Annotated in this window: 31 protein-coding genes and 1 pseudogene; 26 read left to right on the plus strand and 6 right to left on the minus strand. The window is 35.6% G+C overall.

What is annotated here, in order from left to right; genetic code table 11:
• The first annotated feature begins 75 nt into the window (after positions 1-75).
• From NSQ69_RS04300 to NSQ69_RS04315, 4 genes are all read left to right on the plus strand, one after another.
• Positions 76-357 (plus strand): YkvA family protein, encoded by a 282-nt coding sequence (locus NSQ69_RS04300; protein WP_002125440.1) that lies wholly within the window; start codon positions 76-78, stop codon positions 355-357.
• Positions 358-368: 11 nt separating this feature from the next.
• Positions 369-974: a DedA family protein gene (locus tag NSQ69_RS04305; protein WP_000435001.1), complete on the plus strand. Its 606-nt coding sequence runs from the start codon at positions 369-371 to the stop codon at positions 972-974.
• Positions 975-1,159: 185 nt separating this feature from the next.
• A complete protein-coding gene (locus NSQ69_RS04310) occupies positions 1,160-1,528 on the plus strand; it encodes a DUF3992 domain-containing protein (protein ID WP_002116435.1) in 369 nt (122 codons plus the stop codon).
• Between the two features lie 20 nt (positions 1,529-1,548).
• On the plus strand, positions 1,549-1,893 hold the full coding sequence (locus tag NSQ69_RS04315; RefSeq protein WP_002169096.1) for a DUF3992 domain-containing protein: 345 nt from the start codon (positions 1,549-1,551) through the stop codon (positions 1,891-1,893).
• A 58-nt stretch (positions 1,894-1,951) separates the two neighbouring features.
• Here NSQ69_RS04315 and NSQ69_RS04320 read toward each other — a convergent pair whose 3' ends face one another.
• Positions 1,952-2,377: an S-Ena type endospore appendage gene (locus tag NSQ69_RS04320; protein ID WP_088046056.1), complete on the minus strand. Its 426-nt coding sequence runs from the start codon at positions 2,375-2,377 to the stop codon at positions 1,952-1,954.
• Between the two features lie 353 nt (positions 2,378-2,730).
• Here NSQ69_RS04320 and NSQ69_RS04325 point away from each other — a divergent pair, with 353 nt between their 5' ends.
• The 3 genes and pseudogenes from NSQ69_RS04325 (at position 2,731) to NSQ69_RS04335 (ending at position 5,658) form a co-directional block, all read left to right on the plus strand.
• A complete protein-coding gene (locus NSQ69_RS04325; RefSeq protein WP_341098956.1) occupies positions 2,731-5,193 on the plus strand; it encodes an FN3 and LamG domain-containing metallophosphoesterase family protein in 2,463 nt (820 codons plus the stop codon).
• A 79-nt stretch (positions 5,194-5,272) separates the two neighbouring features.
• Positions 5,273-5,476: a hypothetical protein gene (locus tag NSQ69_RS04330; RefSeq protein ID WP_002169093.1), complete on the plus strand. Its 204-nt coding sequence runs from the start codon at positions 5,273-5,275 to the stop codon at positions 5,474-5,476.
• 29 nt (positions 5,477-5,505) lie between these two features.
• A pseudogene (locus NSQ69_RS04335) lies at positions 5,506-5,658 on the plus strand (RpiR family transcriptional regulator).
• A gap of 95 nt (positions 5,659-5,753) precedes the next feature.
• On the opposite strand, the gene NSQ69_RS04340 reads toward NSQ69_RS04335, so the two are convergent.
• Positions 5,754-7,175 (minus strand): amino acid permease, encoded by a 1,422-nt coding sequence (locus NSQ69_RS04340; protein WP_002125450.1) that lies wholly within the window; start codon positions 7,173-7,175, stop codon positions 5,754-5,756.
• Positions 7,176-7,364: 189 nt separating this feature from the next.
• On the opposite strand from NSQ69_RS04340, the gene NSQ69_RS04345 reads away from it, so the two are divergent.
• The 10 genes from NSQ69_RS04345 (at position 7,365) to NSQ69_RS04390 (ending at position 15,937) form a co-directional block, all read left to right on the plus strand.
• Positions 7,365-8,537: a cation:proton antiporter gene (locus NSQ69_RS04345; protein ID WP_033708157.1), complete on the plus strand. Its 1,173-nt coding sequence runs from the start codon at positions 7,365-7,367 to the stop codon at positions 8,535-8,537.
• Positions 8,538-8,661: 124 nt separating this feature from the next.
• On the plus strand, positions 8,662-8,988 hold the full coding sequence (locus tag NSQ69_RS04350) for a hypothetical protein (protein ID WP_002125452.1): 327 nt from the start codon (positions 8,662-8,664) through the stop codon (positions 8,986-8,988).
• A gap of 17 nt (positions 8,989-9,005) precedes the next feature.
• Positions 9,006-9,869, plus strand: coding sequence for a MurR/RpiR family transcriptional regulator (locus NSQ69_RS04355; protein ID WP_002010793.1), 864 nt, complete (start codon positions 9,006-9,008; stop codon positions 9,867-9,869).
• 155 nt (positions 9,870-10,024) lie between these two features.
• Entirely contained in the window at positions 10,025-10,909 is an 885-nt protein-coding gene (gene murQ, locus NSQ69_RS04360; RefSeq protein ID WP_002125454.1) for an N-acetylmuramic acid 6-phosphate etherase, read from the plus strand.
• Positions 10,910-10,933: 24 nt separating this feature from the next.
• Complete coding sequence (locus NSQ69_RS04365; RefSeq protein WP_002125455.1) at positions 10,934-12,298, plus strand: PTS transporter subunit EIIC; 1,365 nt, start codon at positions 10,934-10,936, stop codon at positions 12,296-12,298.
• Positions 12,299-12,349: 51 nt separating this feature from the next.
• Positions 12,350-13,423: a DUF871 domain-containing protein gene (locus tag NSQ69_RS04370; RefSeq protein WP_002169091.1), complete on the plus strand. Its 1,074-nt coding sequence runs from the start codon at positions 12,350-12,352 to the stop codon at positions 13,421-13,423.
• 152 nt (positions 13,424-13,575) lie between these two features.
• Entirely contained in the window at positions 13,576-13,980 is a 405-nt protein-coding gene (locus NSQ69_RS04375; RefSeq protein ID WP_001077751.1) for a DoxX family protein, read from the plus strand.
• A 182-nt stretch (positions 13,981-14,162) separates the two neighbouring features.
• Positions 14,163-14,963: an MBL fold metallo-hydrolase gene (locus NSQ69_RS04380; RefSeq protein ID WP_002125460.1), complete on the plus strand. Its 801-nt coding sequence runs from the start codon at positions 14,163-14,165 to the stop codon at positions 14,961-14,963.
• The gene (locus NSQ69_RS04385) at positions 14,963-15,367 is read left to right on the plus strand and encodes a nuclear transport factor 2 family protein (RefSeq protein ID WP_088265927.1); all 405 of its coding nucleotides are present in this window, start codon (positions 14,963-14,965) and stop codon (positions 15,365-15,367) included. The genes NSQ69_RS04380 and NSQ69_RS04385 overlap by 1 nt, the downstream gene beginning before the upstream one ends.
• A gap of 87 nt (positions 15,368-15,454) precedes the next feature.
• Positions 15,455-15,937 (plus strand): PRK06770 family protein, encoded by a 483-nt coding sequence (locus tag NSQ69_RS04390; RefSeq protein WP_002125464.1) that lies wholly within the window; start codon positions 15,455-15,457, stop codon positions 15,935-15,937.
• Between the two features lie 33 nt (positions 15,938-15,970).
• Here NSQ69_RS04390 and NSQ69_RS04395 read toward each other — a convergent pair whose 3' ends face one another.
• Positions 15,971-16,882: a DMT family transporter gene (locus NSQ69_RS04395; RefSeq protein WP_088265926.1), complete on the minus strand. Its 912-nt coding sequence runs from the start codon at positions 16,880-16,882 to the stop codon at positions 15,971-15,973.
• A gap of 205 nt (positions 16,883-17,087) precedes the next feature.
• On the opposite strand from NSQ69_RS04395, the gene NSQ69_RS04400 reads away from it, so the two are divergent.
• Both NSQ69_RS04400 and NSQ69_RS04405 read left to right on the plus strand, forming a co-directional pair.
• Positions 17,088-17,582 (plus strand): Lrp/AsnC family transcriptional regulator, encoded by a 495-nt coding sequence (locus NSQ69_RS04400; protein WP_002125468.1) that lies wholly within the window; start codon positions 17,088-17,090, stop codon positions 17,580-17,582.
• Between the two features lie 138 nt (positions 17,583-17,720).
• Complete coding sequence (locus NSQ69_RS04405; RefSeq protein ID WP_002166324.1) at positions 17,721-18,176, plus strand: N-acetyltransferase; 456 nt, start codon at positions 17,721-17,723, stop codon at positions 18,174-18,176.
• Positions 18,177-18,254: 78 nt separating this feature from the next.
• Here NSQ69_RS04405 and NSQ69_RS04410 read toward each other — a convergent pair whose 3' ends face one another.
• On the minus strand, positions 18,255-19,025 hold the full coding sequence (locus NSQ69_RS04410) for an SDR family NAD(P)-dependent oxidoreductase (RefSeq protein ID WP_063226083.1): 771 nt from the start codon (positions 19,023-19,025) through the stop codon (positions 18,255-18,257).
• 140 nt (positions 19,026-19,165) lie between these two features.
• On the opposite strand from NSQ69_RS04410, the gene NSQ69_RS04415 reads away from it, so the two are divergent.
• The 5 genes from NSQ69_RS04415 to NSQ69_RS04435 all read left to right on the plus strand — a co-directional run bounded on the left by NSQ69_RS04415 (position 19,166) and on the right by NSQ69_RS04435 (position 22,821).
• The gene (locus tag NSQ69_RS04415; protein ID WP_002188427.1) at positions 19,166-19,525 is read left to right on the plus strand and encodes a MerR family transcriptional regulator; all 360 of its coding nucleotides are present in this window, start codon (positions 19,166-19,168) and stop codon (positions 19,523-19,525) included.
• A 492-nt stretch (positions 19,526-20,017) separates the two neighbouring features.
• Complete coding sequence (locus NSQ69_RS04420; RefSeq protein ID WP_002125474.1) at positions 20,018-20,374, plus strand: DMT family transporter; 357 nt, start codon at positions 20,018-20,020, stop codon at positions 20,372-20,374.
• A gap of 2 nt (positions 20,375-20,376) precedes the next feature.
• The gene (locus tag NSQ69_RS04425; RefSeq protein ID WP_002063959.1) at positions 20,377-20,691 is read left to right on the plus strand and encodes a DMT family transporter; all 315 of its coding nucleotides are present in this window, start codon (positions 20,377-20,379) and stop codon (positions 20,689-20,691) included.
• Positions 20,692-20,829: 138 nt separating this feature from the next.
• Complete coding sequence (locus tag NSQ69_RS04430; RefSeq protein ID WP_002125478.1) at positions 20,830-21,408, plus strand: TetR family transcriptional regulator; 579 nt, start codon at positions 20,830-20,832, stop codon at positions 21,406-21,408.
• Between the two features lie 210 nt (positions 21,409-21,618).
• Positions 21,619-22,821: an MFS transporter gene (locus NSQ69_RS04435; protein WP_002125479.1), complete on the plus strand. Its 1,203-nt coding sequence runs from the start codon at positions 21,619-21,621 to the stop codon at positions 22,819-22,821.
• 53 nt (positions 22,822-22,874) lie between these two features.
• Here NSQ69_RS04435 and NSQ69_RS04440 read toward each other — a convergent pair whose 3' ends face one another.
• Positions 22,875-23,213 (minus strand): winged helix-turn-helix transcriptional regulator, encoded by a 339-nt coding sequence (locus NSQ69_RS04440; protein ID WP_002087382.1) that lies wholly within the window; start codon positions 23,211-23,213, stop codon positions 22,875-22,877.
• A gap of 169 nt (positions 23,214-23,382) precedes the next feature.
• On the opposite strand from NSQ69_RS04440, the gene NSQ69_RS04445 reads away from it, so the two are divergent.
• Both NSQ69_RS04445 and NSQ69_RS04450 read left to right on the plus strand, forming a co-directional pair.
• On the plus strand, positions 23,383-23,922 hold the full coding sequence (locus NSQ69_RS04445; RefSeq protein WP_002125482.1) for an ester cyclase: 540 nt from the start codon (positions 23,383-23,385) through the stop codon (positions 23,920-23,922).
• A 19-nt stretch (positions 23,923-23,941) separates the two neighbouring features.
• On the plus strand, positions 23,942-24,490 hold the full coding sequence (locus NSQ69_RS04450; RefSeq protein WP_088038590.1) for an NAD(P)H-dependent oxidoreductase: 549 nt from the start codon (positions 23,942-23,944) through the stop codon (positions 24,488-24,490).
• A gap of 54 nt (positions 24,491-24,544) precedes the next feature.
• Here the strand turns inward: NSQ69_RS04450 and NSQ69_RS04455 are convergent, their stop codons facing one another.
• On the minus strand, positions 24,545-25,063 hold the full coding sequence (locus tag NSQ69_RS04455; RefSeq protein ID WP_002186656.1) for a hypothetical protein: 519 nt from the start codon (positions 25,061-25,063) through the stop codon (positions 24,545-24,547).
• Between the last annotated feature and the right edge of the window lies 1 nt (position 25,064).

A 25,064-nucleotide genomic window follows, 5' to 3' on the forward strand; every position in this document is an offset into this window, starting at 1 on the left:
CCCCTTATTGTCTTTTTTAGGACCCTTACCATATTTGGTAGGGTCCTTTTTGTATACAAAGAGAGGAGCTAGAAAATGAAAAAACTTTTTAGTAGATTAAGAGTTGTATTCCATGTCCGCCGTTTTGTTCCATTCCTATTTGACTTTTTTACTTCAAAAGAGGTTTCAATAAAGAAGAAAATTTTATCTATTGCTTTTTTAGTTGGTTATGTAGCGATGCCGCTCGATTTAATTCCAGACTTCCTACCGTTTATTGGTATTTTAGATGATATTGGAATTGTGTTATTTATTTTGAATCGAATTGTAAAGATGGCGCCAGTGCAATTACAAGAAAAGCATAACGTAAACGTAGGATAGGAGTTGAAAATATGGAGCAAATTATTTTAGATATAATCGAGTTTTTAAAGCAGTTTTCTTATTTTGGAGTTGTGTTAGCATTAACGTTTGAATTTATTCCAGCAGAAGTAGTTTTGCCCATGGTTGGGTATTGGGTATATGAGGGAGATATGAATTTTTGGCTAGCTGTATTAGCAGGGACACTTGGCGGAACTACAGGACCGTTAACGTTATATGCACTCGGTTATTACGGTGGTCGCCCTCTATTAATAAAATACGGGAAATACTTCTTTATTAAAGAAGAACAAATTCAAAAAGCAGATGATTTCTTTGCGAAGTATGGTCCAGTTGTGGCATTTGTTGGACGCTTCGTACCAGGAGTTCGAACACTTATTTCTGTACCGTGTGGTATGGCAAAAATGAACATATGGAAATTTAGCATATATACATTTGTAGCAATGTTCCCATTAACGACTTTGTATATTTATTTTGGAATGAAATTAGGTCCGCATTGGGAAAAAGCGGCGGGCGTTGTTGGACAATATATGTTACCGATATTAGGAGGCGTTCTTCTTATCGTGGCTAGTATCTTTATCTATAAATTTATGAAAAAACGAAACAAAACTGAATCTATTTAGTTTATTTCGCATTAACGGGCAGTAAGATTCCCACCTCAAAACTTAGCTGTAAAGCAAAGTATTGAGGTGGGAGTTTTACTTTAAATTATGATGTGCTTATTTTTGGAAATAGATGAATAGTACAGGCAAAAGACTCTGAAGGACATACACATATAGGGAATATAAAAGAGAGAGGGGAAACAACTATGTCTTGTGAGTGCTCAGGGTCAGCATTAACTTGCTGTCCAGATAAAAATTATGTGCAAGATAAAGTGTGTAGTCCGTGGTCTGCTACTGTAGTTGCAACAGCAATTGATAATGTTCTCTATACAAATAATATTAACCAAAACGTAATTGGTACTGGTTTTGTTAAATATGATGTTGGACCAGGCCCGATTACTGTAGAAGCACTTGATTCTGCTGGGGCTACAATTGATACACAAACATTAAACCCAGGAACGAGTATTGCTTTTACGTATCGCCGCTTTGATAGTATACAAGTTGTGTTACCTGCAACACCTGCTGGAACGTATCAGGGAGAATTTTGTATTACGACACGCTATTCACTTTCGTAGAAGAATAGGAGAGGGTTGAAATGGGAATGAGAAGTTCCAGTTTGTCTTGTTGTTCTAATAAAACGCTTGTGCAAGATCAAGTATGTGCAGACTGGTCAATTACAGGTGCGGGTACTCAAATTGTCTATACGAATAATCTTACACAAGAAATATACGGTTCAGGTTATGTAAAATATGATACAGGTGCAAATCCGATTACAGTGGATTTTTTAGTAGGTGCTACAGTAGTCGATACGATTACTGTACAACCGCAAAGTAGTGGTACTTTCACAGTGAGGCACTTTACTACTGTTCGAATTACAACGACGGGAACGACTGTTAATCAAGGAGAGTTTTGTATTACAGTACGTTACTCAATTTCATAAAAAGGCATACCTTAAATGGTATGCTTTTTTGAATAGAGGGAGTAATGAAATATTTATTTTATAAGCAACATGTAAATTGGCAACAGTACTTGCCTTCTAAATATAGTGAAGGATTATTTTGTATATTAATAATACTAACGGATTTTAAATCTTTACCTGTGTAAGATATTGTATTGCCAGGAAACACAGTGAAAATATTGGTTACTGCTCCAATGATTTGAATTGTAATTGCTTCAGTGCTGCTAGTACTATTGTAAACCGAGACAGTACCTGATATAAGCAGTATCCCATCACTTTGCCACAGTATCATTGATTGTAGTGCATCTTTGGTAGAGGGAATGGTGTCATTAGTTATGAGGAAATTCCCTGCAAATTCATTTGTTACTCGCTCACAACTTGGATTTGGAGGAGGGGGCGGTGGACAAGGGTCTGGACAAATGATAGATAAAGGAGCGAAACAGCCAATATTTTTTTTGTTCTTCAATACAACCCCTCCTTTTTAAGTTGTCTTTTACTACTATTAAATGTAGAAGCATGGCCGATGTGTTAAGAAAAGAAGAAAATTTTTAAAATTAAGATTGTCTAATAGGCTTACAGCTTAACTTATCATTAATGTTATAGAAAAGATTATATGTGAATAGACATGGGAAAAGAATGATCAGACTCTTTTAGACAAAAGGTGGTTGTATACAATAGTACGAGTAATGTTGGACTTAATACTTAATTAACTGTATATTTACAAAAATCTAATAAAATTCATTTGTTATTTAAACGATATTAATATGTTTAAGATAAAATAGCCCTTGTAATGAATCAATTATTATGAGGAGGATTCACGTGGAAAGAACTGCTTTACGAAAAGTAAAAGGTCTTATTGGATTATTAATGGTGTTTGTATTGGCATTTGTATCATTACCGTGGAGTACGTCGGTTAAAGCGGAAGAGAAAAAGCAAGAAAAGGCACCAAGTGAGAAGAAAATCGTTTTCCCAGTTGTAAGTGATGTGCATATTAAAGATAGTGGAACAGATGATACGTTCCGCTGGAAAAGAGCGATTGAGCAATTTAATACGCTTGCACCAAAGCAAGATGCGTTTGTCATTGTAGGTGATTTTACTGATTCGGGTTTAGTAAAGCAATATGATCGTTTCATGCAAGTGTATAACGAAAATGCAAATAAAGATGCGGTACGAATGAATTCTCTAGGTAATCATGATTATTGGAACGGCTTATCTGTAGAGGGAGCACAGAAGCGTTTCTTAGAAAAGACAGGAATGGAATCGGTTTATTATCATAAGGTGGTAAAAGGGTATCATTTCCTTGTTATGTCTCCAGAGGATGGGACAACACATGGCTATTATTCGGACAAGCAAATTAATTGGTTAAAAGAAGAAATGGCAAAGGCACAAAAAGATGATCCAGAAAAACCGATTTTTGTGTTTTTACATCAACATATTAAAGATACAGTGTACGGTAGCCAAGAATGGGGAACGAAAGATAGTGCGAAAATTAATGCGGTATTAAAAGAATACCCACAAGTAATTACGTTTTCAGGTCATTCACATTATCCGTTAGATGATCCAAGATCGATTCATCAAAAAGATTTTACGTCTGTTGGAACATCTTCTGTAAGCTATATGGAAGTTGAAGGCGGTAAAGTACAAGGGAATATCCCGCCAGGAGCTAGTACATTAAGCCAAGGTTTATTGGTAGAGGTAGATGACAAAGAGGTAACAATTAATCGCCGTGATTTCCATACAAACTCTTGGACAGGTGAGCCTTGGAAAATTAAATTACCAACGAAAAAAGAAGGATTCAACTATGGAGAAGATCGTGATAAAGAAAAGCCATACTTTGCGAAGGATGCAAAGCTTGCTGTATCAAATGTAACGGAAAATGCGGCAACAGTAACATTCCCGCAAGCATTGGACAACCTTCTTGTTCATTCTTATCGCTTGCAAGCAAAGGATAAACAAACAGGTGAGATTAAAAATAAGCTATTAGCATTCTCAGAGTTTTATCGAGATCCAGTGCCGAAAGAACTGACATTTACACTTGCAGGACTAGATGGCGGGAAAACATATACACTTGAAGTTGTTGCGATTGATTCATTTGGCAATGAAAGTGTACAACCATTAACGGCAGAAATTACTACGAAAAAAGATAATATTGACCCGAATGTGAAAATACCAAAGGCAGATGTTTTTGATGTAAACTTTGCAGATGGTACATTTAAAGACAGTTCATCATTTGGTACAAAAGGTGATGTTAAGGGCAATGTGACTATTGAATATGATAAAGCGTTGAAAACAAATGTAATGAAATTAAATGGAAAAGCAAATACATTTGGTTATCTTCCATTTTCAGCAGCACAAAAAGAAAAAGTAGCAAATTCATTTACGTTAGAAACTGTATTTTCGATGAATGAAATTCGTGGACAAGGAATTTTACAAAATACAGAGAGCGGCGGAATTGGTTTTGAATCTACAGGAAATGGATATGTAGAATTATGGGCTCATATTGGCGGAAGCTATAAACGTGTTGGCGTTCAATTAGCAGCAAACAAAACGTATCATTTAACAGGAACGTATAACGGAAGTGAAGTAGCAATTTATGTAGATGGTAAAAAAGTAAATAGTCAGCCGGCTCAAGGGAAAGTATATCACCCGAACGTACCATTTGCACTTGGTGCAGATCCAGACAGCAACGGAAATGGGGGTATTCCGTTAAATGGACAAATTGCGTTAGCAAAATTATATAGTAAAGCATTAAGTTCTTCAGAAGTAGTAGCAGCGTATAACGAGTTTTCTAATCGTACAAAATTAGAGCAAGTAAATACGTTATATGAAGAGATTGGAAAAGTGAAAGAAGTATTGGCAGGTACTTATGAATTTGGTGAAAAACCAGGCCAATATTCACAAGAAGCTTTCAAAGAATTACAAAAAAACTATGACAATGCTAAGAAAGTGTTTGGGAATATGACAAGTACAGGTGAGCAAGTTGTTCAAATGTATAATGAATTAAAAACAGCAAACCAAACATTCGTACAATCAAAAGTGGCAGAAGAACAACCAAAAACACCGAAAGAAAAATTACAAATCAATATTGAATCAGCCAAAGCTTTAGTGAAGAAAGCCCAATCTGCAAACGTAACGGATGGTTCAGTGAAATCATTGAGTCAAAAAATTACAGTTGCAGAAACTGTGTTAAAAGATGTGAAAGTAAAAGATGCACAGGTAGAAACGATGAATCGTACGATAGAGCATGCGATTTCACTTGTTGAGAAAAGCATAAACAAATAAGGTAGAAGAAAAGAAGCTTATCATGATAGGCTTCTTTTTTGTTATACTAAAAATAGCATGGAAAAAGGGAGCGAATAATTTGGAACAGAAAAAGATAAAAAGAATTCTTGAATATGTATGGATCGCGGTTGTGCTCCTTGTAGGATATTATTTCTTAAAAGAGAAAAGTATATGGGTTCTATTTTTAATGACATTTTTATTAGCGGGTTTAGGCACGTTATTTATTAATTTCTTCTTTGATAGTGTAAATGCGTGGAAGAAAAAAAAGAAGGAGACGAAGTAAAGGGGGAGGCTATGCAAAAGTAGAAGCTCATATATCAGGTCATTATTTTCCTATTATTTGTAGGTATTGGAGTTTTTTAATACGCTACACTGATAGGGAATTGGGCATGATTTACAGCTTGCATCTGTATATTCACCATTTTACAATCGTTAACGCAAAAATATAATAAGGTGAAACTTTAATCAGTGGGGGGTGTTCATCCCCCATTGATTATTAGCCCTCACCAATCGGGATAAAACATGAAAATAGCTCGCCGTTTCATCGGCGAGCTATTTTGTTATGCTTTTTTCGTCTCATCATTTGTTTTTTCAGTAGCTAAATGACTATGTTTTCTAGAGTAGAAGAAATAGAAGCATAAGCCGACTATAAGCCAAACTGCAAAGCTAATCCATGTCGTTGTAGACAAATTGATCATTAAATATAAACAGCAAAGAATCGCGACAACTGGCAATACAGGTACGAAAGGTGTACGGAATCCGCGTTTTAAGTCAGGATGAGTTTTCCGTAAAATAAGTACAGCAAAGCAAACGAATGCGAAGGCTGTTAACGTACCGATGTTTACTAAATTCGCTAGTAAATGTAGGTCTAAAAGTCCTGCTAATAAAGCTGCAAATACCCCAGTAATCCATGTGTTTAGTAAAGGGATTTTAACTTTTTTATTTACGCGTGATAACGCTTTTGGGAGTAAGCCGTCTCGGCTCATTGCATAAGAAACACGAACTTGTCCATACATAACGACTAAAAGAACGGTTGTCATTCCTGTCATCGCACCAACTGCAAGTAGCCCTGCAATAGTATCTTCGCCAACGAAATGTAGTGCAAATGCAACAGGGTCAGAAACGTCTAATTGCGTATAAGGAACCATACCTGTTAAAACGAAAGATACGATCATGTATAAAACTGTACAAATAAGAAGGGAACCGATAATGCCAATTGGTAAATCACGCTGCGGTTTTTTCGTTTCTTCTGCCGCAGTTGCGATTGCATCAAAACCTAAAAAGGCGAAGAAGACAGTGGCAGCGCCAGTAATAATACCGTCGTACCCGAATGGAATGAACGGTGTCCAATTTTCAGGTTTTACATATTTTGCGCCTGCTACGATAAAGGCGATAATAACTGCTAATTTTATAAGGACCATAATATTATTAATGCGTGCGCTTTCGCGTATACCAAAACTTAAAAGACCAGTAATGAGAAGTAAAATACAAACAGCGGGTAAATCAATGAGACCACCTTTTCCCGTTCCGGGGGCCGAGGAAATAATGGCGGGAAGGTGTATATTGAACCCTTGAAGCAATGATTGTAAATATCCAGACCAGCCAACAGCTACCGCTGCAACTGCGAGTAAATATTCGAGCATTAAACACCAACCAACGATGAAGGCGACAACTTCTCCGACGGTCATGTATGCATAAGTGTAAACACTTCCTGAGACTGGTATAGAAGAAGCGAATTCGGCATAACAAAAGGCTACACAAGCACAAGTAAATGCAGCAATAAGGAATGATAGCATAATACCAGGACCAGAATGTTTCGCCGCTACAATACCTGTTAATACAAAAATCCCTGTCCCAATTACGGCGCCGATTCCTAAAAACGTTAAATCGAGTGCCGTTAATGTTCGATCTAGCTGCCGTGGTGATTCAGTACTAAGCGCTTTTTTTCGTAATAATGACTTCACTTTGGACTCTCCCCCCATTTTTCATCTCCATAACTGCGAATAGTGTGAACCAATTGGAAAAGAGTACGTGAGTGAATGAAGGTACAGTTATGGTATGCAGTTTTTTGAAATTTCTGGATTAATTTTATTACAATTCAGAATATTTTGTCAAATAAAACTTTAACAAATAAAATGCTGCTTGTAAGGAGAAACTATGTGCAGAAATAGATGCAGGAACAAAAAGATTTACTTTATATAGTAGGAGAAGATGCTATGTTATTTTATTTTGAACTTGTCGTCATTTTACTTTGTACGAAATTAGCTGGTGATATTAGCGTTAGACTCGGTCAGCCTTCTGTACTTGGTAAATTAATTGTTGGTATTATTATCGGTCCTGCGGTGCTAGGTATTATTAATAGTTCAGAACTTATTGATGAGCTTAGCGAGATTGGTGTTTTGCTACTTATGTTTATGGCGGGACTTGAAACAGATTTAGAAGAGTTAAATCGGAATTTGAAATCGTCGTTTGCAGTAGCGGCTGGTGGAATTATTTTTCCTTTTATCGGTGGATATGTAACGGGATTATTGTTTGGATTAATACAATCTCATGCTATTTTTTTAGGATTATTACTTTGTGCAACATCGGTTAGTATTACGGTGCAAACGCTAAGAGATTTAGGGAAGATGAATACGAGAGAAAGTACAACGATTTTAGGTGCTGCTGTATTTGATGATGTGATAGTCGTTATTTTATTAGCATTTGTAATGAGCTTTTTAGGAACGCAAGATGTGAATATAACACTTGTTATTGCAAAGAAAATTATTTTCTTTGTAAGTATCGTTTTTATCGCATGGAAAGTTGTTCCGTGGATTATGAAAATGCTTGTCCCACTTCGTGTATCGGAAGCATTAATTAGTGCAGCTCTTATTATTTGTTTCTCTTTTTCGTATTACAGTGAAATGATGGGAATCGCAGGTATTATTGGAGCTTTTGCAGCAGGGATTGCGATTTCGCAAACAGAGTACAAGCATGAAGTAGAACATAAAATTGAACCGATTGCGTATGCGATATTTGTACCAGTTTTCTTCGTAAGTATTGGAATGGAAATTACATTTCAAGGTATCGGAAGCCAGCTTTGGTTCATTATCATTATGACGCTCATCGCAATTTTCACAAAGTTAATTGGATCAGGTTTAGGAGCAAGACTAACAGGATTTAACTTACAATCTTCTATTAGTATTGGTGCGGGGATGGTGTCGCGCGGGGAAGTAGCGCTTATTATCGCAGCAAATGGACTTACGGCAAATTTATTAGCGAAAGAAAATTTCACAGCTATTGTCATTGTTGTTATATTGACAACAATTATTACGCCGCCACTTTTGAAGAAGTATTTTGTATAGGGAGGAAGGGCTTATCTGATGTAGGTAAGCTCTTTTTTTATCGCAAAAAGCAATAGTCATGTAGCGTGAATGGTTTGTAATTATGGTAAAATCTACGTATATGCTAGGGCGAGGAGAGAAATGTGTGAAGATTACTAAGGAGAAGGTTATAGGTGTAATTATACTCCTTTTATTGTGCATACCATTTACTGCATGGAAAGAATCAAAAGTGAAAGATTTTCCGGTTTCTATTTTTTCAGAAGAAGCAGATGGTGAGTACGATCAAAAGCTGAAATATACTGCTTTTTTACCTAATGTTGCGATTTGGATGAACGGTTGGGAAAAGAAGTGGACAGAAGGGGAAAGAACTGTTTATCAAAAAGGAAATCGCATTGTAAATGTGTTTCATCCTCCTGGCGATGATGGTTTTTACCTCCTTGAAGCAAGAGAAAATAAGAGAACGCAACCGTGAGAAGTGGAGGTTAAATAGTGAAAGCTTCAACATTACTATTTAAAATTGAAAGTAATATGGATCAATTTTCACCAGCCGAAAAGAAGGTTGCCATGTACATAATGGAGAATGCAGAAATTGTTCCGAACTTAACGACGAAAGAAGTGTCAACGAATGCAGGCGCAAGTGAGGCAAGTGTTGTTCGCTTTTGTAAGTCGATTGGGATTGGGAGCTTTAAATCATTTAAAATCGCGCTCGTTCGTGAATTAACGATTGCTGATTATAATATTAATGATTTTTCAGTGATGAATACGGAAGATGGACCGTACGACTTGTTTAATAAAGTTACATATGTGAATAAAGCTGCAATTGAGGCGAGCGTTACTGCGATAGATAAAAAGGAACTTGAGAAAGCTGCAGATCGTATTGTAAATGCGGATAAAATTATATTTTACGGAGTAGGCGGATCGGCTACTCCGGCGATGGACGGGGCTTATAAATTTACAAGGCTCGGATTTACAGCGATGATGCTATCTGATTTTCATATGATGTTGCCACTCGTCACGAATTTAAAAGAGGGAGATATATTTGTGGCGATTTCAACTTCTGGGCGGACGAAAGATGTGCTCGAAATGGCGCAATATGCGAAGAAGCGAGGGGCTACAGTTATTGCGATTACGAAGCTAGACCAATCATCTCCGTTATATAAAGCGGCAGACATTCGCCTTTGTATGCCAGATGTAGAGCAAGACCATCGCATTGCGAGTATTGCTTCGAGAATGACGCAACTGAATATGATTGATGCTTTATATGTGATTACTTTCAATCGAATTGGTAATAAAGTATTAGATCAATTTATGGAGACGAGAGAAGAAGCATTACGGTTACGGAAATTGAAGTAGAAGAAAAGATGGGGAGACTCATCTTTTTTATTATCTTTGACACAAATATGTCATGTTGTGAAATTTTATTTCATAAAATAAGAAAGAGTTATTGATTTTTAGTTTCTTAAAGTTATAATAAAAGTGTGAAATATAATTTCGAAGAGGGTGGCAATATGTTAGAGAATTTATCGACAGAACACCGTAATGAGAAAACGATGAATCTAGATGAGATGAGTATAAAAGAAGTTTTACAAAGTATGAATGAAGAAGATCGAACTGTTGCGTTAGCAGTTGAAAATGAAATAGAAGAAATTGAAAAGGTTGTACAAATTGTTACTAAGTCTTTTGAAGAAGAAGGCCGTTTAATTTATATTGGGGCTGGTACGAGTGGCCGTTTAGGCATTTTAGACGCAGTAGAATGTCCCCCGACATTTGGAACAGATGATAACATGGTTCAAGGATTTATAGCAGGTGGATTGAAAGCGTTTACTAAGGCGGTCGAAGGTGCCGAAGATCGTGAAGAGTTAGCAAAAGAAGATTTAAAAAGTATTGGATTAAACGAGAAAGATACGGTTATTGGAATTGCAGCAAGTGGTAGAACACCCTATGTAATTGGCGGATTGAAATATGCAAGTAGCATGGGAGCAAGTACAGCTAGTATTTCCTGTAATAAAAATGCTGAAATAAGTAAATATGCAAAACTAAATGTGGAAGTGGAAACAGGCGCAGAAATATTAACAGGCTCAACACGGTTGAAGGCTGGCACAGCGCAAAAGTTAGTACTCAATATGATTTCTACAGCGTCTATGATTGGTGTAGGGAAAGTATATAAAAACTTAATGGTAGATGTTCAATCTACAAATGAAAAATTGGTAGAACGCTCAAAACGAATTATTGTTGAAGCGACAGGCGCTAGTTATGAAGTAGCTACAGAGTGTTATGAGAAAGCAGATCGAAATGTGAAAGCTGCAATCGTTATGATATTACTACAGTGTGAATATGGGGAAGCACTAGAAAAATTAAAAGGTGCGAAAGGATTTGTGAAGAAAGCACTTTAAACTTTGGGGAGGGGGGATTCTATTATGAAGAAAGAAGAGAGAATGGCCAAAGAAATTTCAGAGCAGCTTGGGGGAGTAAAAAATATTCGTGGCATTGCTCATTGTATGACGAGGTTACGATTAACGCTTCATGATGAAAGTAAAGTGAACATGGACCTTTTAAAAAAGGTTGAAGGTGTTATGGGAGTGATTGAAGATGAAACGCTTCAAGTTGTTGTTGGGCCAGGGACAGTAAATAAAGTAGCAGCTGAGATGGAAGATTTAACGGGACTGCGAATTGGTGAGGTGGCAGATCACCACCTTGAAGATCTTGGGCAAGAGATGAAGTCAGAGATTAAGAAGAAAAATAATACACCAGTGAAAAACTTTTTAAGAAAAATAGGAAGTATTTTCATTCCGCTAATTCCGGGACTTGTTGCGTCAGGAATTATAAATGGGGTTGCTAACTTCGCGAAAAACGCAGGTGCTGATCCGAATGCAACATGGTTACAAATGTTATTACTTATTGGCGGCGGTATCTTTACATTCTTAGGCATTTTAGTCGGTTGGAATACAGCGAAAGAATTTGGCGGGACACCAGTCCTTGGGGCAATTGCAGGTATTTTAATTTTCAACCCAGCGATGGCGAATGTAAAATTATTCGGTGAAGCGCTCGTACCCGGACGGGGCGGATTATTTGCAGTTATTTTTGCAGCATGGCTTATGGTTGTAGTTGAGAGACGAGTGCGAAAAGCTGTGCCAAATGCAGTTGATATTATTGTGACACCACTCATTACTGTATTAGCTGTAAGTATAGTAACGATGTTAGCGATTCAGCCAGTAGCAGGCTTCTTATCTGATGGTATTACAAGCGGTATTAATGCAATTTTAAATGTTGGCGGAGCATTTGCTGGAGCTGTGCTTGCCGGAACATTTTTACCTCTCGTAATGGTCGGATTACATCACGGTTTAACACCGATTCATATGGAATTTATTAATCAAACGCACGTAACGCCTTTATTACCAGTATTAGCAATGGCTGGCGCTGGGCAAGTAGGAGCAGCAATTGCGATTTATGTGAAAACAAAAAATAAACGCCTTCGTAATGTGATTAAAGGTGGATTACCAGTAGGATTTTTAGGAATTGGCGAACCGCTATTATACGGGGTTACATTGCCACTTGGGAAACCGTTTATTACTGCTTGTTTAGGAGCGGCTGTCGGTGGTGCATTCCAAGCTGTTATGAAAACGGCTTCACTCGGAATAGGTGTATCAGGATTATCATTAATTCCGTTAATTGCTGATAATAAATATTTATTATATTTCCTTGGATTAGTAGTTGCATATATTTTCGGATTCATCTTTACGTACTTCTTCGGCTTTAAAGAAGAAATGGCAGAAAACATATAGAGAAAGGGATTCCTTTCTCTTTTTTTTATATTAATAGAAGGAGAGATTTATATGATAGGAGTTTCAATTTATCTTTCAAAAGAGCGAGTAGAGAAACAAGAAGCATGGTTAAAACTAGCGAAAGAAAACGGATTTTCATCTGTTTTTACATCTCTTCACATTCCAGAAGATGATCCGAATACGTATAAGGAGTTAATTCAAATACTTGGGAAACAAGCTCTCGAAAATGAAATGGAATTAATGGTTGATGTCTCTCCAAAATCGTTAAACCATTTAGGGATGACGTATGAAAATGTGGAAGAGTTATTAGACTTTGGCATTACTGGTTTACGAATGGATTACGGTATTACGCCAAAAGAAATCGCACGTGTATCTCATAAGATGAAGGTAGCTTTAAATGCGAGTACGATTACAGAACCATTTTGGAAAGAGTTACTTGCGGAAAATATACGAGTAGATCGTGTAGAAGCGTGGCATAATTTTTATCCACGTCCAGAAACAGGACTAGCAAAGTCGTTTTTGCAAAAACAAAATAAATATTTACATGAGTGCGGAATAAAAACGATGGCATTTATTCCGGGAGATGGTGAAAAACGCGGTCCGTTATATGAGGGTTTACCAACTTTAGAAAAACATCGCAGTATGCGCCCGCTTCAAGCATATTTAGAACTTGTGCAAGATTGTGCTGTTGATAAAGTTTTAATTGGCGATATAAGCGGGAGTTTAGAAAGTGTACAAGAAATAGCAAGTGCGAGTAGAGGGATTATTCCGCTGGGATATGAGCCATTTATAAATGAAAATGAAGTATTAAAAGTGGTAGAGAAAGTGCATACGAATAGATTAGATCCAGCACGTGATGTCATTCGCTCTGTGGAATCAAGAGAAGAAAATAAAGTTGCATTACAACCGATGAATACAATTTCAAGAAAACGAGGCAGTATTACAATTGATAATGAATTGTACGGTAGATATGCTGGTGAAATGCAAATAGTTATAAATGATTTACCTGAAGATAGGAAAGTGAATGTTGTTGGAATGGTGATGGAAGAAGATGTGTCTTTATTGTCTTATATAGGTGCTGGGAAAAATTTTCAACTTTTTCTAAGTAATAGAGCGAAAGCTTGAATTAGCACTATTTTATAAAAAACATTATCTGCAAAAAGGATAATGTTTTTTGGTTTCTTTAAAAAAGCATTTGACGAATGAAAAGAAATACCGTATTGTTTTGTCTTGTGAATAAATGTTCACCATAACAAAACAAAAAAGGAGAGTTCAGAATGAATCAATATATTGGTAATTTAATTATTCGTATCGTATTAGGAGTTACTTTTTTTGCACACGGTTTAGCAAAGTTTCAATCAGGTATAGATAACGTAGCAGGATGGTTTACAAGCATCGGTTTACCAGGTGGTCTTGCATATGGCGTAGCAACAGTTGAATTAGTTGGTGGTATATTATTAATTATCGGTTTAGGCGTGAGGTATGTAGGATTGTTATTCGCTCTTATTTTGGCTGGAGCTATCGTAAAGGTAAATGGAGCAGCAGGCTTATTAGGAGATGGAAAGAATCCGGGATATGAATTAGATCTTGCATTATTATCAATGGGTGCGTATTTATTCGTTGTAAAAGCAGAAGGATATGTAGATCGCTTCTTAAAAGAGAAAGTAATGAAAACGAAGTAAATTTTATTTTTTTAGTGTTGACTTGACGACTTGGTGTAACTATAATGATTACATCAAGTCGATTAGTAATAAAATGATTCGTATATTTTTTTATTCTAGTTGTAACTAAATTAGTTACAACTAGAATAAAGCTTAAAGAATAAAGGAATATAAAAGAGTAAATAAAAAGTGGAGGAAATAACATGTCAAAATTACATTTAGAGGTTTTTACAGGATCTGAGCAAGCATTTCAAGTTACATCCACAATTGTATACGGAGAAAAAGATGCAATTCTTATCGATGCACAATTTTTATTAAGTGATGCGCACCGTTTAGCAGCTCAAATTATTGAAACAGGAAAGAATTTAACTCATATTTATGTGACTCATTTCCATCCAGATCACTATTTTGGATTAAATGTATTACATGAAGCATTTCCAGAAGCGAAGATTGTTGCATTACGGAATACTGTTGAAGATATTCGTAACACATTTGAGAAGAAAGTGGAACAGTGGAAACCATCTATTGGGCATAATGTTCCTCATCAACCAATTGTTCCAGAGGAATTAACAGAAGAGAAATTGATTTTAGAGGGAAATGATTTAATCATTAAAGGTGGTTTGCAAGGTGATACACCGAATAATAGTTATGTATGGATTCCATCATTAAAAGCCGTTGTTACAGGCGATATCGTTTATAACAATACTTTCGTATGGACGTTAGAAACAGATGCTGAAGCTCGTCATAAATGGTTAGAAACATTAAGTGAACTTGAAAATCTTCATCCTGAAATTGTTGTAGCGGGTCATCGTGATTATGACGTACCAAATACAGCAGACGCGATTAAACATACTCGTAAATATTTAGTTGCATTTGATGAAGTTCTTGCAGGAAATCCTTCAAGTGAAGAAATTCAAACGGCAATAAAGGAGCGGTTCCCGCACGTTAAAGCGTTAGAAATTGGACTTGTTTTAGCGGCAAACGCGTTTGGGGTGAAAAAATAATGAAGCAAAAAACAAATTTAGAAATTGTTCGAAGCACATATGAAGGACCATCTTCTTCAAATGCAAAACATTTAGCGGAAGCTTTCTCTGAAAAAGTAGAGTGGACAGAGGCAGCAGGTTTTCCGTACGGCGGAACGTATATAGGTACAGAAGCTATAATGGAAAATGTATTTAGTCGTTTAGGATCAGAATGGGATGATTATAAAGCGAGTGTAAATACGTACCATGAAGTAAACGGAAAAGATGTGATTATTGCTGAAGGTGTTTACTCAGGAGTTTATAAAGAGACGGGAAAATCATTTGAGGCGGAATTTGTTCATGTATGGCAGCTTGGAAATGGAAAAATAGTGAAATTTAAACAATATGTGGACAGTTACATTGTACGAGAAGCGATGAAGGTTTAAAATGAAATAAGGAAACAAATGGAATCGGCTGTGCGCAGGCGATTCCATTTGTTTATGTAATTATTAGGGGAATGGGGAGTACATAATATGAAAAAATGGATAATAGGGGCAATTACAATGATTGTAATTGCGATAGGAGCTGTATTCGGTGTTACTAAACTTCTTAATTATATAGAGGAAGAGGAGAAGAGTCTTAAAACACAAAAAGTGATGAGCCAACAGGACAAGAAAGTTGCGGAAGAGAAGCCACAATTTAGTGAGGATGAAATTATTTCTACAATGCATAGGATGGTACATCAAAAAGTGAAATCATCTGATAAATGGGGATTTATCGAAATGACAAATAAGGAAATTCGTAGTGCGAAGAACGCAGTAGAAAGCAGTACAAATTTTAAATATAAAGCAAAGCTACTTTCTACTTTGGAGCGTTGGGAGAAAGGAGACTTTTCACAAACGGTTGAGGATCATAACTTTTTGTGGGAAATTCAAGGTGGTGATACCGGAAAGGCAACAGAACGTTTATCGCCAGAAGAAGAAAAGCAGTATGTGAAAGAAATGAAAGGTAAATAAAAACATCGCCACTTTGGTGGCGATGCTTTTTCATTAAGAATGCTTTCGTACTAAAGCTCTAGTCGTCTGAGGAGAAACAGTTTTAAAATGAGAGAATAAATAGCACCCTGTAACGACGATAATTGTCCCGAAAATTTGAATCCATGTTAATTCTTCTCCAAGGAAAAGGAATGCTAAAATAGCTGTGAAAATTGGATTGAAATTTAGAAAAATCCCCGATGTAGTAGCGCCTAATTTCTGTACACCAATATTCCAAAACACCATACAAAGTACTGTTGAAATGAGTCCTGTATATAAAAGTGATGTTATGAAGGAAGAGTTGATATTGGAAACAGTGAAGCTACCTATGTTAAATGGAAGCAATAAAATAACGCCGAAAATACCAGAATATAATGTAGCCATTAGCGGTGTAACTGTTTTTGTCGCCCATTTACTACAAACAGAATAAATGCCCCAAATACAAACTGCTGCAATCATCCATAAATCCCCGCTATTAAAATGTAGTGAAAATAAAAGAGCAAAGTTTCCCTTTAAAAGAACGAGGATGACCCCAAAAAATGAAAGAATCATAGAAAGAATTTGAAGCGTATTTACTTTTTCTTTTAGAAACAGCACAGAAAATAATGCAATTGAAATAGCGTTCAATGTAGAAATAAGACCTACATTCGTTGCGGATGTTTTTTCTAATGCTAAAAATTGAAAAATGTTGAAAAGAGCGACGCCTGTAATTCCCATAATTACTAACGGGATTATAGCAGCACGCGGTGGAATAATTTTCTTCTCTTTAAACCATACGAGTGGTAATAAACAAACAATCGCAATCATCCATCTTAAACTTGTCAGTGTCATCGGAGACGCATGATCGACAAGTGATTTCCCAACGACAAAATTTCCTCCCCATAATAAGCTTGTTAATAATAGTAAAAAGACGTAAAAATAAGGCATACTAAAAACCCCTTTGTTGAAATAAGAATGAACTGTAAATAATTTTAGCATTTTTCTTTATTATCTAATATATTCTTTTGTATAATGGTAAAAACTCGATAAAATGTTTCGTTAGAAATCTTATTTACAGAAAAACATTCAGTTTTATATAAGTTATGAGATGTTTCTTCGAATAATCGTCGGTAAGAAAAAAGGGGGAATTTTGATGGAGTCATCTGTTATTAAAGTGCTTGATGATTTGGATGTGAAAATTTTAGATATATTGCAGAAAGAATCACAAGTAAGTAATGCAGAGCTTGCACGCCGTGTTAATTTATCTCCAGCTGCGATGCATGCACGAATAAAAAGGTTAGATGGGGAAGGTTTTATTGATAAGCAAGTAGCAATTTTAAATCAAGAAAAGCTTGGATTTGATTTATTATGTTTCATTTTTATGAGTACGAATATTCATCAGTATGAAAAGCTGGAAGTGTTAGAACGAGAATTAGAATCTATGCCTGAAGTGTTAGAATGTCACTGTTTAACAGGAGAGTATGATTATTTATTAAAAGTTGCGAATCGTGATCGTAAGGAACTAGAGCTTTTTATTAGGAAACTAAATAAATTAGGGATTACACGGATACAGACGAGTTTAGCACTTCGTGAAATTAAATATTCGACGGTATTGCCGATACGAAATGAGGAACCGAGCATCGATTAAGTTGCTTGGTTTTTTGTTTATGTAAAATTCAGAAAAGTGATTAACGGAGAGAAAAGAGAGATGTATTATTATATGAAATTATGAATTAAAATTCATTCATTGTTATAAATATTAATGCTGGGGGCAAGGGGATATAATATGAAAATCTTTAATGCGGTTACAAGTGATGTGAAAGAAATTTATAATCTCATTGAAATGTATGCAAAAGAAGGAGTTGTTTTGCCGCGTTCTCTTTTGTCTCTCTATCAATATTTACAATGTTTATATGTTATGAAAGAAGGAGAGGAAGTCGTTGGAGTTGCTGGTTTACATGTGTTAGGAGAGGATCTTGCAGAAGTACGATCGTTAGTAGTTTCGCATACATATGCAGGAAAAGGGATAGGGCGTATGCTCGTGAGTCATGTGATGGAGGAAGCGACGAAAATAAATGTAAAAAGAGTGATTTCTTTAACGTATGAAACAGTATTTTTTCAAAAGTGTGGATTTGATTTTGTAAATAAAGAATTGCTGCCAGAGAAAGTATGGGTTGATTGTAGACATTGTCCAAAAGTCAATTATTGTGATGAGGTGGCGATGATACGGTATGTTGGATGAAATTTTTAGAGAGAAAAAAGGCCCACTATTATTTAAGAAATAGTGGGTATCTATATTTTAATCAGAAATGAGATGTTGTTAAGAATTTGAATTCGTTTGTCTTACTGCAAAATTAAAAATGGGATTTTTAAGCTCATAGTTATAAGTAGAACCATCGACAAGTCCTACAACTTTATCGCTATCATAAAGGTCGAGCATAAATTGTGCCATTTGTTTTGCAGTGTGGAATTTCGGTACAACATTATCGTATTGGAACTCATCAATATTAAATGAACGTTTTGCGAATTCTGTTTCAGTTGCACCAGGAGCTAAAACTTTTGCTTGTAGTTTTGCACCTTGTTCTTTCAGTTCGTGAGATAGTCCTTCTGTAAATGCACTTACATAAAATTTCGTAGCGCAATACGTAACAGCATTGGCAACAATCGTGTATCCACCGCCTGATGAAACGTTAATAAGCTGTGTTCCTTCGGTCATTGAATAATCTCGAACGAAAAGGGAAGATAGTATTGTTAGTGCTTCTATATTTACATGCAACATCGTTTCTATCTTGTTTAAATTTTGTTCAGCAATTGAGGCGAAATTACCAAAACCTGCGTTGTTAATCCACGTTTCAATTTGAAAACTTTGTAGACTTTCATAAAATTTATAAACTTCTTCAGTGACTGATAAATCAGTTCTTCGAATGACAACATCCAATTCCGGATGCATTTCGTTAATTTTCAATTTTAATTCTTCTAATTCTGTTTGTCTTCGAGCTACAAGTATTAAGTTTTTTCCGCGAGATGCAAAGGCTAAAGCGGATTCATAGCCAATTCCTGAACTAGCACCAGTAATAACAGTATATTTCATATAAAAGCCTCCTAAATTCAAATTAATTTATCATGGTTAGATTGTATTTGTTAGAGTATACTCTAAGTCAAATGTTTTTTATAATTTGGATAAGGCAGTAAAATATATGAGAGTAAATGGCGTGCGGAGGGAGTATGGTTATGTATACAATTAGCGAGGTAGCTAAATTATTAGGAGTGAGCACACATACATTACGTTATTATGAAAAGGAGAACATATTAATTGCAAATCGCGATGCAAATGGGAATAGATTGTATGAAGAGTCACATATAAAGTGGTTGCAGTTTGTAATGAAGTTAAAACAAACACAAATGCCGATAGCGAAAATAAGAGAATATGCTAGATTATATTTAGAAGGGGAGCATACAACCGAAGCTCGTTTACAGCTCTTAGAAGATCATAGGAAATCTATTCAGATTCAAAGAGAAAATTTAGAAGTTACAGAGAAGATGCTCGAAAATAAAATTATTGCATACAAAGATTCGTTGAAAAGTAAATAGCGTACAAAATATTTCGTTCTTTGTTGCATGTTGAAAAGGGAGTACAGGTCTTTGTTTTGGAATTTATCTATGAGTATTTAATTATAATGTGCCGATAAATTAAAAAAGAGCAGTTAGCTAAAAGCAACTGCTCGATTCAAAGGGATCTCCAAGGGGGGAATGGAGAAAATATTATGTTACTACCATTATTGACAGATTATTAAGAAATATACATGTGGATTTAAGAAATTTAAAATATTTTTTGGTTAATAGAATCCGGGTGTTGACACTTTATCAATTGGTCATGTAGAATGTTTATGAATGACATTCAGTCATTTTTTCTGTGAAAGGGTGTAGATAAGCAACTTTTATATGTAGTTAGCTTAATAACGGAACAAATATAAGGATAAATGAGGATGATATTGGTTTTTTAAATAGTAGTTAGAGTGAGATTATATTTTTTAAATTAAAAATGACTGACGGTCAGTCAGTAAATAATAGAAGGTGAGAGATATGAAAAATAAAGCTTGGTTATATGTCATATTAACATGTATCTTTGAAATTTTTTGGGTGTTTGGTTTTAATACAGCTCATACTTGGTGGCATTGGGTCATTATTGTAGGAGTTATCGCTGTTGATTTTTACTTCCTATCGAAAGCGTGCGAACATCTTGCAACAGGGACTGTATATGCTGTGTTTGCCGGAGCTGGTACGGTTGGTACTTTCCTAATGGATGTATTCCTTTTCGGCGGCAGTTTCAGTTTAGGAAAGCTATTCTTTATCGTAATGGTCGTAGCGGGCGTGATCGGTTTAAAATTAGCTGATAATAAAGAAGAAACCGCGGAAGAAATTGTGAAAGGAGCTGCTTAAAAATGGGTTGGATTTTCGTATTTTTTGCTGCAATTAGTGAAATAGTCGGTGTGATAGGCCTTAAAATGTATAGTAAAGATAAGACGTTAACAAATGGAGCGATTTATATAGGTGGATTTGCAACTTCCTTTGCATTCTTATACACATCTTTCTTGTTCTTACAAGTAAGTGTAGCTTATGCGGTTTGGATTGGCATTGGAACAGCAGGAGCTGTTTTATTAAATATGTTTCTGTTTGGTGAATCGAAAAGTAAGGCACGTTTGATTAGTGTAGCTCTTATCGTATGTGGAGTTACGGGATTAAAGGCTCTTTCATAAGAAAAGGATATTAAAGTTAAATCTCCTAACGATTTGTTGGGAGATTTTTATTATGAAAAGTGCACGATGATTGACAGTACAGCTAGTTATTTTATAAAATGAGTGACAGTCATTCAATACGCGTGTGAAAGGGTTTAGATGATGAATAAAAAAGAAAAAATTGTCTATGCAGCTATTGAAGTGTTTCAGGAAAAGGGCGTTGAAAAAACGAAGATTTCTGATATCGTGAAATTGGCTGGCATTGCACAAGGAACTTTCTATTTATATTTTCCTTCTAAGTTATCTGTTATGCCTGCAATAGCAGAAGTGATGGTTGAGAAGATGATACTTGCAGTGAAAGAAAAAGTACAGAACGATTCACCTTTTTCAAGTAAAGTTGAGCAAGTAATAGATGCAGTATTTACCTTTATAGCTGAATATCGTGAAATACAAGCATTAATGTATGCGGGCCTTGCATCAACTGAACATATAAAAGAATGGGAAGCTGTATATGAGCCTCTTTATATATGGCTAAGTGGCTTTTTAAGTGAGGCAAAAGAATCAGGTGAAATTCGTGATTCGGTTCACGCTGAGCGAACAGCGAAGTTATTTATCGCTCTTGTTGAATCAGCAGCGGAACAAGTTTATTTATATGATCATAAAGATGATGAGCAAGTCGAGCTACAAAAGGCAGAAGTACTAGATTTTTTAACACATGCACTACATATAAAGAAGTAGTAAGATGAACCTGTCTGAAAAGGTAGGTTCATTTCTGCGGGAAACTGAATGATAGTCATTCACCCTGTGTTTATGTATGTGTGGAAGGATAGAGTGAAATTCTAATGAGTGGGGACATCTTTACTCAGTGTGAGCCCACAAATAGCAGGATAAAGAAAAAGCTTCTTGGGCATTATTTTTGAGAGGAACTGCGGGAAGAGGTGTTAAAAATTGAAGAAACCGATAAAAGAACAAAAGATGGTATTGATCATTCTTTTGAGTAATATATTTATCGCTTTTTTAGGGATTGGATTAATCATTCCGGTTATGCCGTCCTTTATGAATGATATGAATTTAACAGGAAAGACGATGGGTTATCTCGTTGCAGTGTTTGCAATGGCGCAGCTTATTACTTCACCTATTACGGGTCGTTGGGTCGACATTTACGGTAGGAAGAAAATGATAATCATTGGATTATTTATTTTTGGTGTTTCAGAGCTTCTTTTTGGATTAGGTACAGATGTGTGGATGCTTTATGCAGCGAGGGTGTTAGGCGGAATTAGTGCCGCGTTTATTATGCCGGGTGTTACGGCATATGTTGCTGATATTACTTCTATTCAAGAACGTCCAAAGGCGATGGGATATCTTTCAGCGGCTATTAGTACCGGATTTATTATAGGGCCTGGAATCGGCGGGTTTATTGCAGAATACGGTATACGTGTGCCGTTCTTTGTGGCAGCAGTGATTGCCTTTGTTGCATGCGTGATTTCTATATTTATTTTGAAAGAGCCGTTAACGAAAGAAGAACTTGCAGAGATTTCTGCTAATACGAAAGAATCCAGCTTTATCGGAGATTTAAAGAAATCATTAAATCCAATGTATGCAATCGCATTTATTATTGTATTTGTACTCGCATTTGGATTATCAGCATATGAAACTGTGTTTAGCCTGTTCTCTGATCATAAGTTTGGTTTCACACCGAAAGATATTGCTGCAATTATTACGATTAGCTCCATCTTTGGGGTAGTTGTGCAAGTATTTATGTTTGGCAAATTGGTTGACATGTTCGGTGAGAAAGTATTAATTCAAATATGTTTAATTGTAGGTGCAGTATTAGCATTCGTCTCAACTGTAGTCTTTAATTATTGGATTGTACTTCTCGTTACTTGCTTTATTTTCCTAGCATTTGATTTGCTTCGTCCAGCTTTAACGACGTTTTTATCAAAAGCAGCTGGAAAAGAGCAAGGATTCGTTGCTGGTATGAACTCAACGTATACGAGTTTAGGAAATATCGCAGGACCAGCGATGGGCGGAATATTATTTGATATAAACATTAATTATCCATATGCATTTTCAGGTGTTGTTTTAATCGTTGGTCTCGGCATTACATTTATGTGGAGAGAGAAACAACTAGCTCAAAGTTTTGCGAAGTAATGTAGTGAATAACGAAAAGCCTCTTACTATTTTTATGGTAAGGGGCTTTTCGTTTATAAACTTAATCCAAACCGCTTTAATTCAATAAATATCCCCTCTAATTGCTTTCCTTTATCCGTTAACGTGTACTCTACGCGAGGTGGAACCTCTGGATATACTTTTCGCGTTATAATCCCTTGCGTTTCCAATTCTTTTAGGCGAAGCGATAAAGTTTTCGGACTAATCCCATCCATTGATTTTTGTAAATTACTAAAGCGTAAAGTTCCTTCGATAAGAAGGTCACGAATGATTAAAAACGTCCATTTTGTACTAATTACGTCAAGCGTTTTAGCGATAGGACAAGGTATACCAGGTAAACCTTTCGTTAATACAACTGGATCTATATTGCTCATGGAAATAGCCTCCATAAAAATTTTTTGAATGAATTTGCCTTATCGTATCACAAAACTATCTTTTTGGTAACTATATGAAAAAAATATCACTACTTCCATAAAGGAAGTTAGTGCATATACAATAGCAATACGAAATACAAAGGGTTTGTATGAAGAGGAGGTGATTTCCATGGGTATGAAAAAGTTGTTTATGTTTCTTAGTTTTTTTGTCATTTGTATTGTGCTTGTAGCATGTAGTGGTGAGCAAAAAACTGAAATTCAGTTATTAAAAGAAATGCCGAAGCCAAAAGCAATGACAATTGATTCTTCATTAAGTAAAAAGGAAGCGACAGAAATCGTGCATGCAGCTCAGCGTTTTTATGCATTTTGGGATACAGGTAAAGAGGAGCTTATTCCGCAGACGGTTACTGAAAATTTTTTCGATAACACACTGCCGAAAGGTCGACCACAAGGCACTGAAGGATTAAAGCTTGCGGCGCAAAACTTTCGTAAAGTAGTTCCTGATATACATTGCGAGATTGAAGATTTATTAGTCGTTGGTGATAAAGTAACAGCTCGTCTTTCTTTTACAGGAACTCATAATGATAAGAAAATCAATTTTTTTGCAATTGATATTTTGCATGTGAAGGATGGCAAGATAACGGAAGATTGGCATTTAGAAGATAATCTTACGCTGAAACAACAACTTGGGTTAATAGCTGAGGAATAAAATAAGGGAGAGAAAAGTGATGAAAAATATATTTATTATAAATGGACATGAAAAATACGGTACGAAAGAAGGTCGATTAAATAGAACGTTAGTTGATTATATGATAACTGTATTAAGTGAGAATCATTATGTGAAAACAACGACGATTCAAGATGGATATAGTATGAAAGAAGAACAAGATAAATTTCTATGGGCTGATGTTGTAATTTATCAAACACCTATTTACTGGTTTAGTGTACCGGGATTATTTAAAACATATATGGATGAAGTGTATGAATACGGTTTGTTCTTTAAAGGTGCAGATGAATATGGAACAGGTGGTTTATTAAAAGAGAAGCAGTATATGTTTTCTACAACTTGGAACGCACCTGAAAAAGCATTTGGAGATAAGACGAAGTTCTTTGAAGGAGAAAGTTTAGAATCAGCACTTAGTCATTTACATCGTGTGCAGAAGTTTCTTGGCATGAGTCCGTTAAAGAGTTTTGCTTGTTATGATGTGGTGAAAAATCCGGATATTGAGCAATATTTATTGAACTTGAAAGATCACTTAGATAGAGTAATTAAATAATAGTTTGTATCTGTATGTGAAGAAGGTACTACTAAGGATGTAGTACCTTCTCTTTCATGAAATACGTTGAAAATCTTTACTTATACAGGACGGTTTTAGTTTTTTTGATTTGATTAAATGTTTAATATCAGAGATGTTATCGTATGAAAGCTGAGTATGATAATAGTTAATGTACTCAAGTAATGCAAAAATATAAATAAATAGAGTGAATGATACCCCGCCTAAAGGTAAGTGGGGATACCAAATTACAAAATCAATAGTAAACGTAATAAATCCCGTGACAATCAATGCTATATTTATCTTTTTAAGTACTTTTAAATATTGAATCATCCTAATAGGTGTAATAGATGTTTTCTCTTTTTTTAGTCGTTTCCGCTTTACGTACCAGTAAATTGCTCCTTGTAATAAGATAAACTCTAAAAGAAGAAATGAGATCCAAAAAGAAAATAGGGAATATAAATGTAACGTAGGATAAGCATAATTAAGTAAGTAACTTGTGAAAATAAAAGTAATGACTGAAAATAACTCACCTGTGTATAGATAGGAAAGTCTTTTTTCTAGGTTGCGTTTCATG

The sequence above is a fragment of the Bacillus sp. FSL R10-2201 genome, assembly GCF_038008665.1.
GTDB lineage: Bacteria > Bacillota > Bacilli > Bacillales > Bacillaceae_G > Bacillus_A > Bacillus_A mycoides.

Bases quoted from the DNA above. Each gene is read 5' to 3' on its own strand.
- NSQ69_RS04300 (WP_002125440.1), top strand. From the start codon at position 76: ATGAAAAAACTTTTTAGTAGATTAAGAGTTGTATTCCATGTCCGCCGT.
- NSQ69_RS04305 (WP_000435001.1), top strand. From the start codon at position 369: ATGGAGCAAATTATTTTAGATATAATCGAGTTTTTAAAGCAGTTTTCT.
- NSQ69_RS04310 (WP_002116435.1), top strand. From the start codon at position 1,160: ATGTCTTGTGAGTGCTCAGGGTCAGCATTAACTTGCTGTCCAGATAAA.
- NSQ69_RS04315 (WP_002169096.1), top strand. From the start codon at position 1,549: ATGGGAATGAGAAGTTCCAGTTTGTCTTGTTGTTCTAATAAAACGCTT.
- NSQ69_RS04340 (WP_002125450.1), bottom strand. From the start codon at position 7,175: ATGGGGGGAGAGTCCAAAGTGAAGTCATTATTACGAAAAAAAGCGCTT.
- NSQ69_RS04345 (WP_033708157.1), top strand. From the start codon at position 7,365: ATGCAGGAACAAAAAGATTTACTTTATATAGTAGGAGAAGATGCTATG.
- murQ (WP_002125454.1), top strand. From the start codon at position 10,025: ATGTTAGAGAATTTATCGACAGAACACCGTAATGAGAAAACGATGAAT.
- NSQ69_RS04365 (WP_002125455.1), top strand. From the start codon at position 10,934: ATGAAGAAAGAAGAGAGAATGGCCAAAGAAATTTCAGAGCAGCTTGGG.
- NSQ69_RS04370 (WP_002169091.1), top strand. From the start codon at position 12,350: ATGATAGGAGTTTCAATTTATCTTTCAAAAGAGCGAGTAGAGAAACAA.
- NSQ69_RS04375 (WP_001077751.1), top strand. From the start codon at position 13,576: ATGAATCAATATATTGGTAATTTAATTATTCGTATCGTATTAGGAGTT.
- NSQ69_RS04380 (WP_002125460.1), top strand. From the start codon at position 14,163: ATGTCAAAATTACATTTAGAGGTTTTTACAGGATCTGAGCAAGCATTT.
- NSQ69_RS04385 (WP_088265927.1), top strand. From the start codon at position 14,963: ATGAAGCAAAAAACAAATTTAGAAATTGTTCGAAGCACATATGAAGGA.
- NSQ69_RS04390 (WP_002125464.1), top strand. From the start codon at position 15,455: ATGAAAAAATGGATAATAGGGGCAATTACAATGATTGTAATTGCGATA.
- NSQ69_RS04395 (WP_088265926.1), bottom strand. From the start codon at position 16,882: ATGCCTTATTTTTACGTCTTTTTACTATTATTAACAAGCTTATTATGG.
- NSQ69_RS04400 (WP_002125468.1), top strand. From the start codon at position 17,088: ATGGAGTCATCTGTTATTAAAGTGCTTGATGATTTGGATGTGAAAATT.
- NSQ69_RS04405 (WP_002166324.1), top strand. From the start codon at position 17,721: ATGAAAATCTTTAATGCGGTTACAAGTGATGTGAAAGAAATTTATAAT.
- NSQ69_RS04410 (WP_063226083.1), bottom strand. From the start codon at position 19,025: ATGAAATATACTGTTATTACTGGTGCTAGTTCAGGAATTGGCTATGAA.
- NSQ69_RS04415 (WP_002188427.1), top strand. From the start codon at position 19,166: ATGTATACAATTAGCGAGGTAGCTAAATTATTAGGAGTGAGCACACAT.
- NSQ69_RS04420 (WP_002125474.1), top strand. From the start codon at position 20,018: ATGAAAAATAAAGCTTGGTTATATGTCATATTAACATGTATCTTTGAA.
- NSQ69_RS04425 (WP_002063959.1), top strand. From the start codon at position 20,377: ATGGGTTGGATTTTCGTATTTTTTGCTGCAATTAGTGAAATAGTCGGT.
- NSQ69_RS04430 (WP_002125478.1), top strand. From the start codon at position 20,830: ATGATGAATAAAAAAGAAAAAATTGTCTATGCAGCTATTGAAGTGTTT.
- NSQ69_RS04440 (WP_002087382.1), bottom strand. From the start codon at position 23,213: ATGAGCAATATAGATCCAGTTGTATTAACGAAAGGTTTACCTGGTATA.
- NSQ69_RS04445 (WP_002125482.1), top strand. From the start codon at position 23,383: ATGGGTATGAAAAAGTTGTTTATGTTTCTTAGTTTTTTTGTCATTTGT.
- NSQ69_RS04450 (WP_088038590.1), top strand. From the start codon at position 23,942: ATGAAAAATATATTTATTATAAATGGACATGAAAAATACGGTACGAAA.
- NSQ69_RS04455 (WP_002186656.1), bottom strand. From the start codon at position 25,063: ATGAAACGCAACCTAGAAAAAAGACTTTCCTATCTATACACAGGTGAG.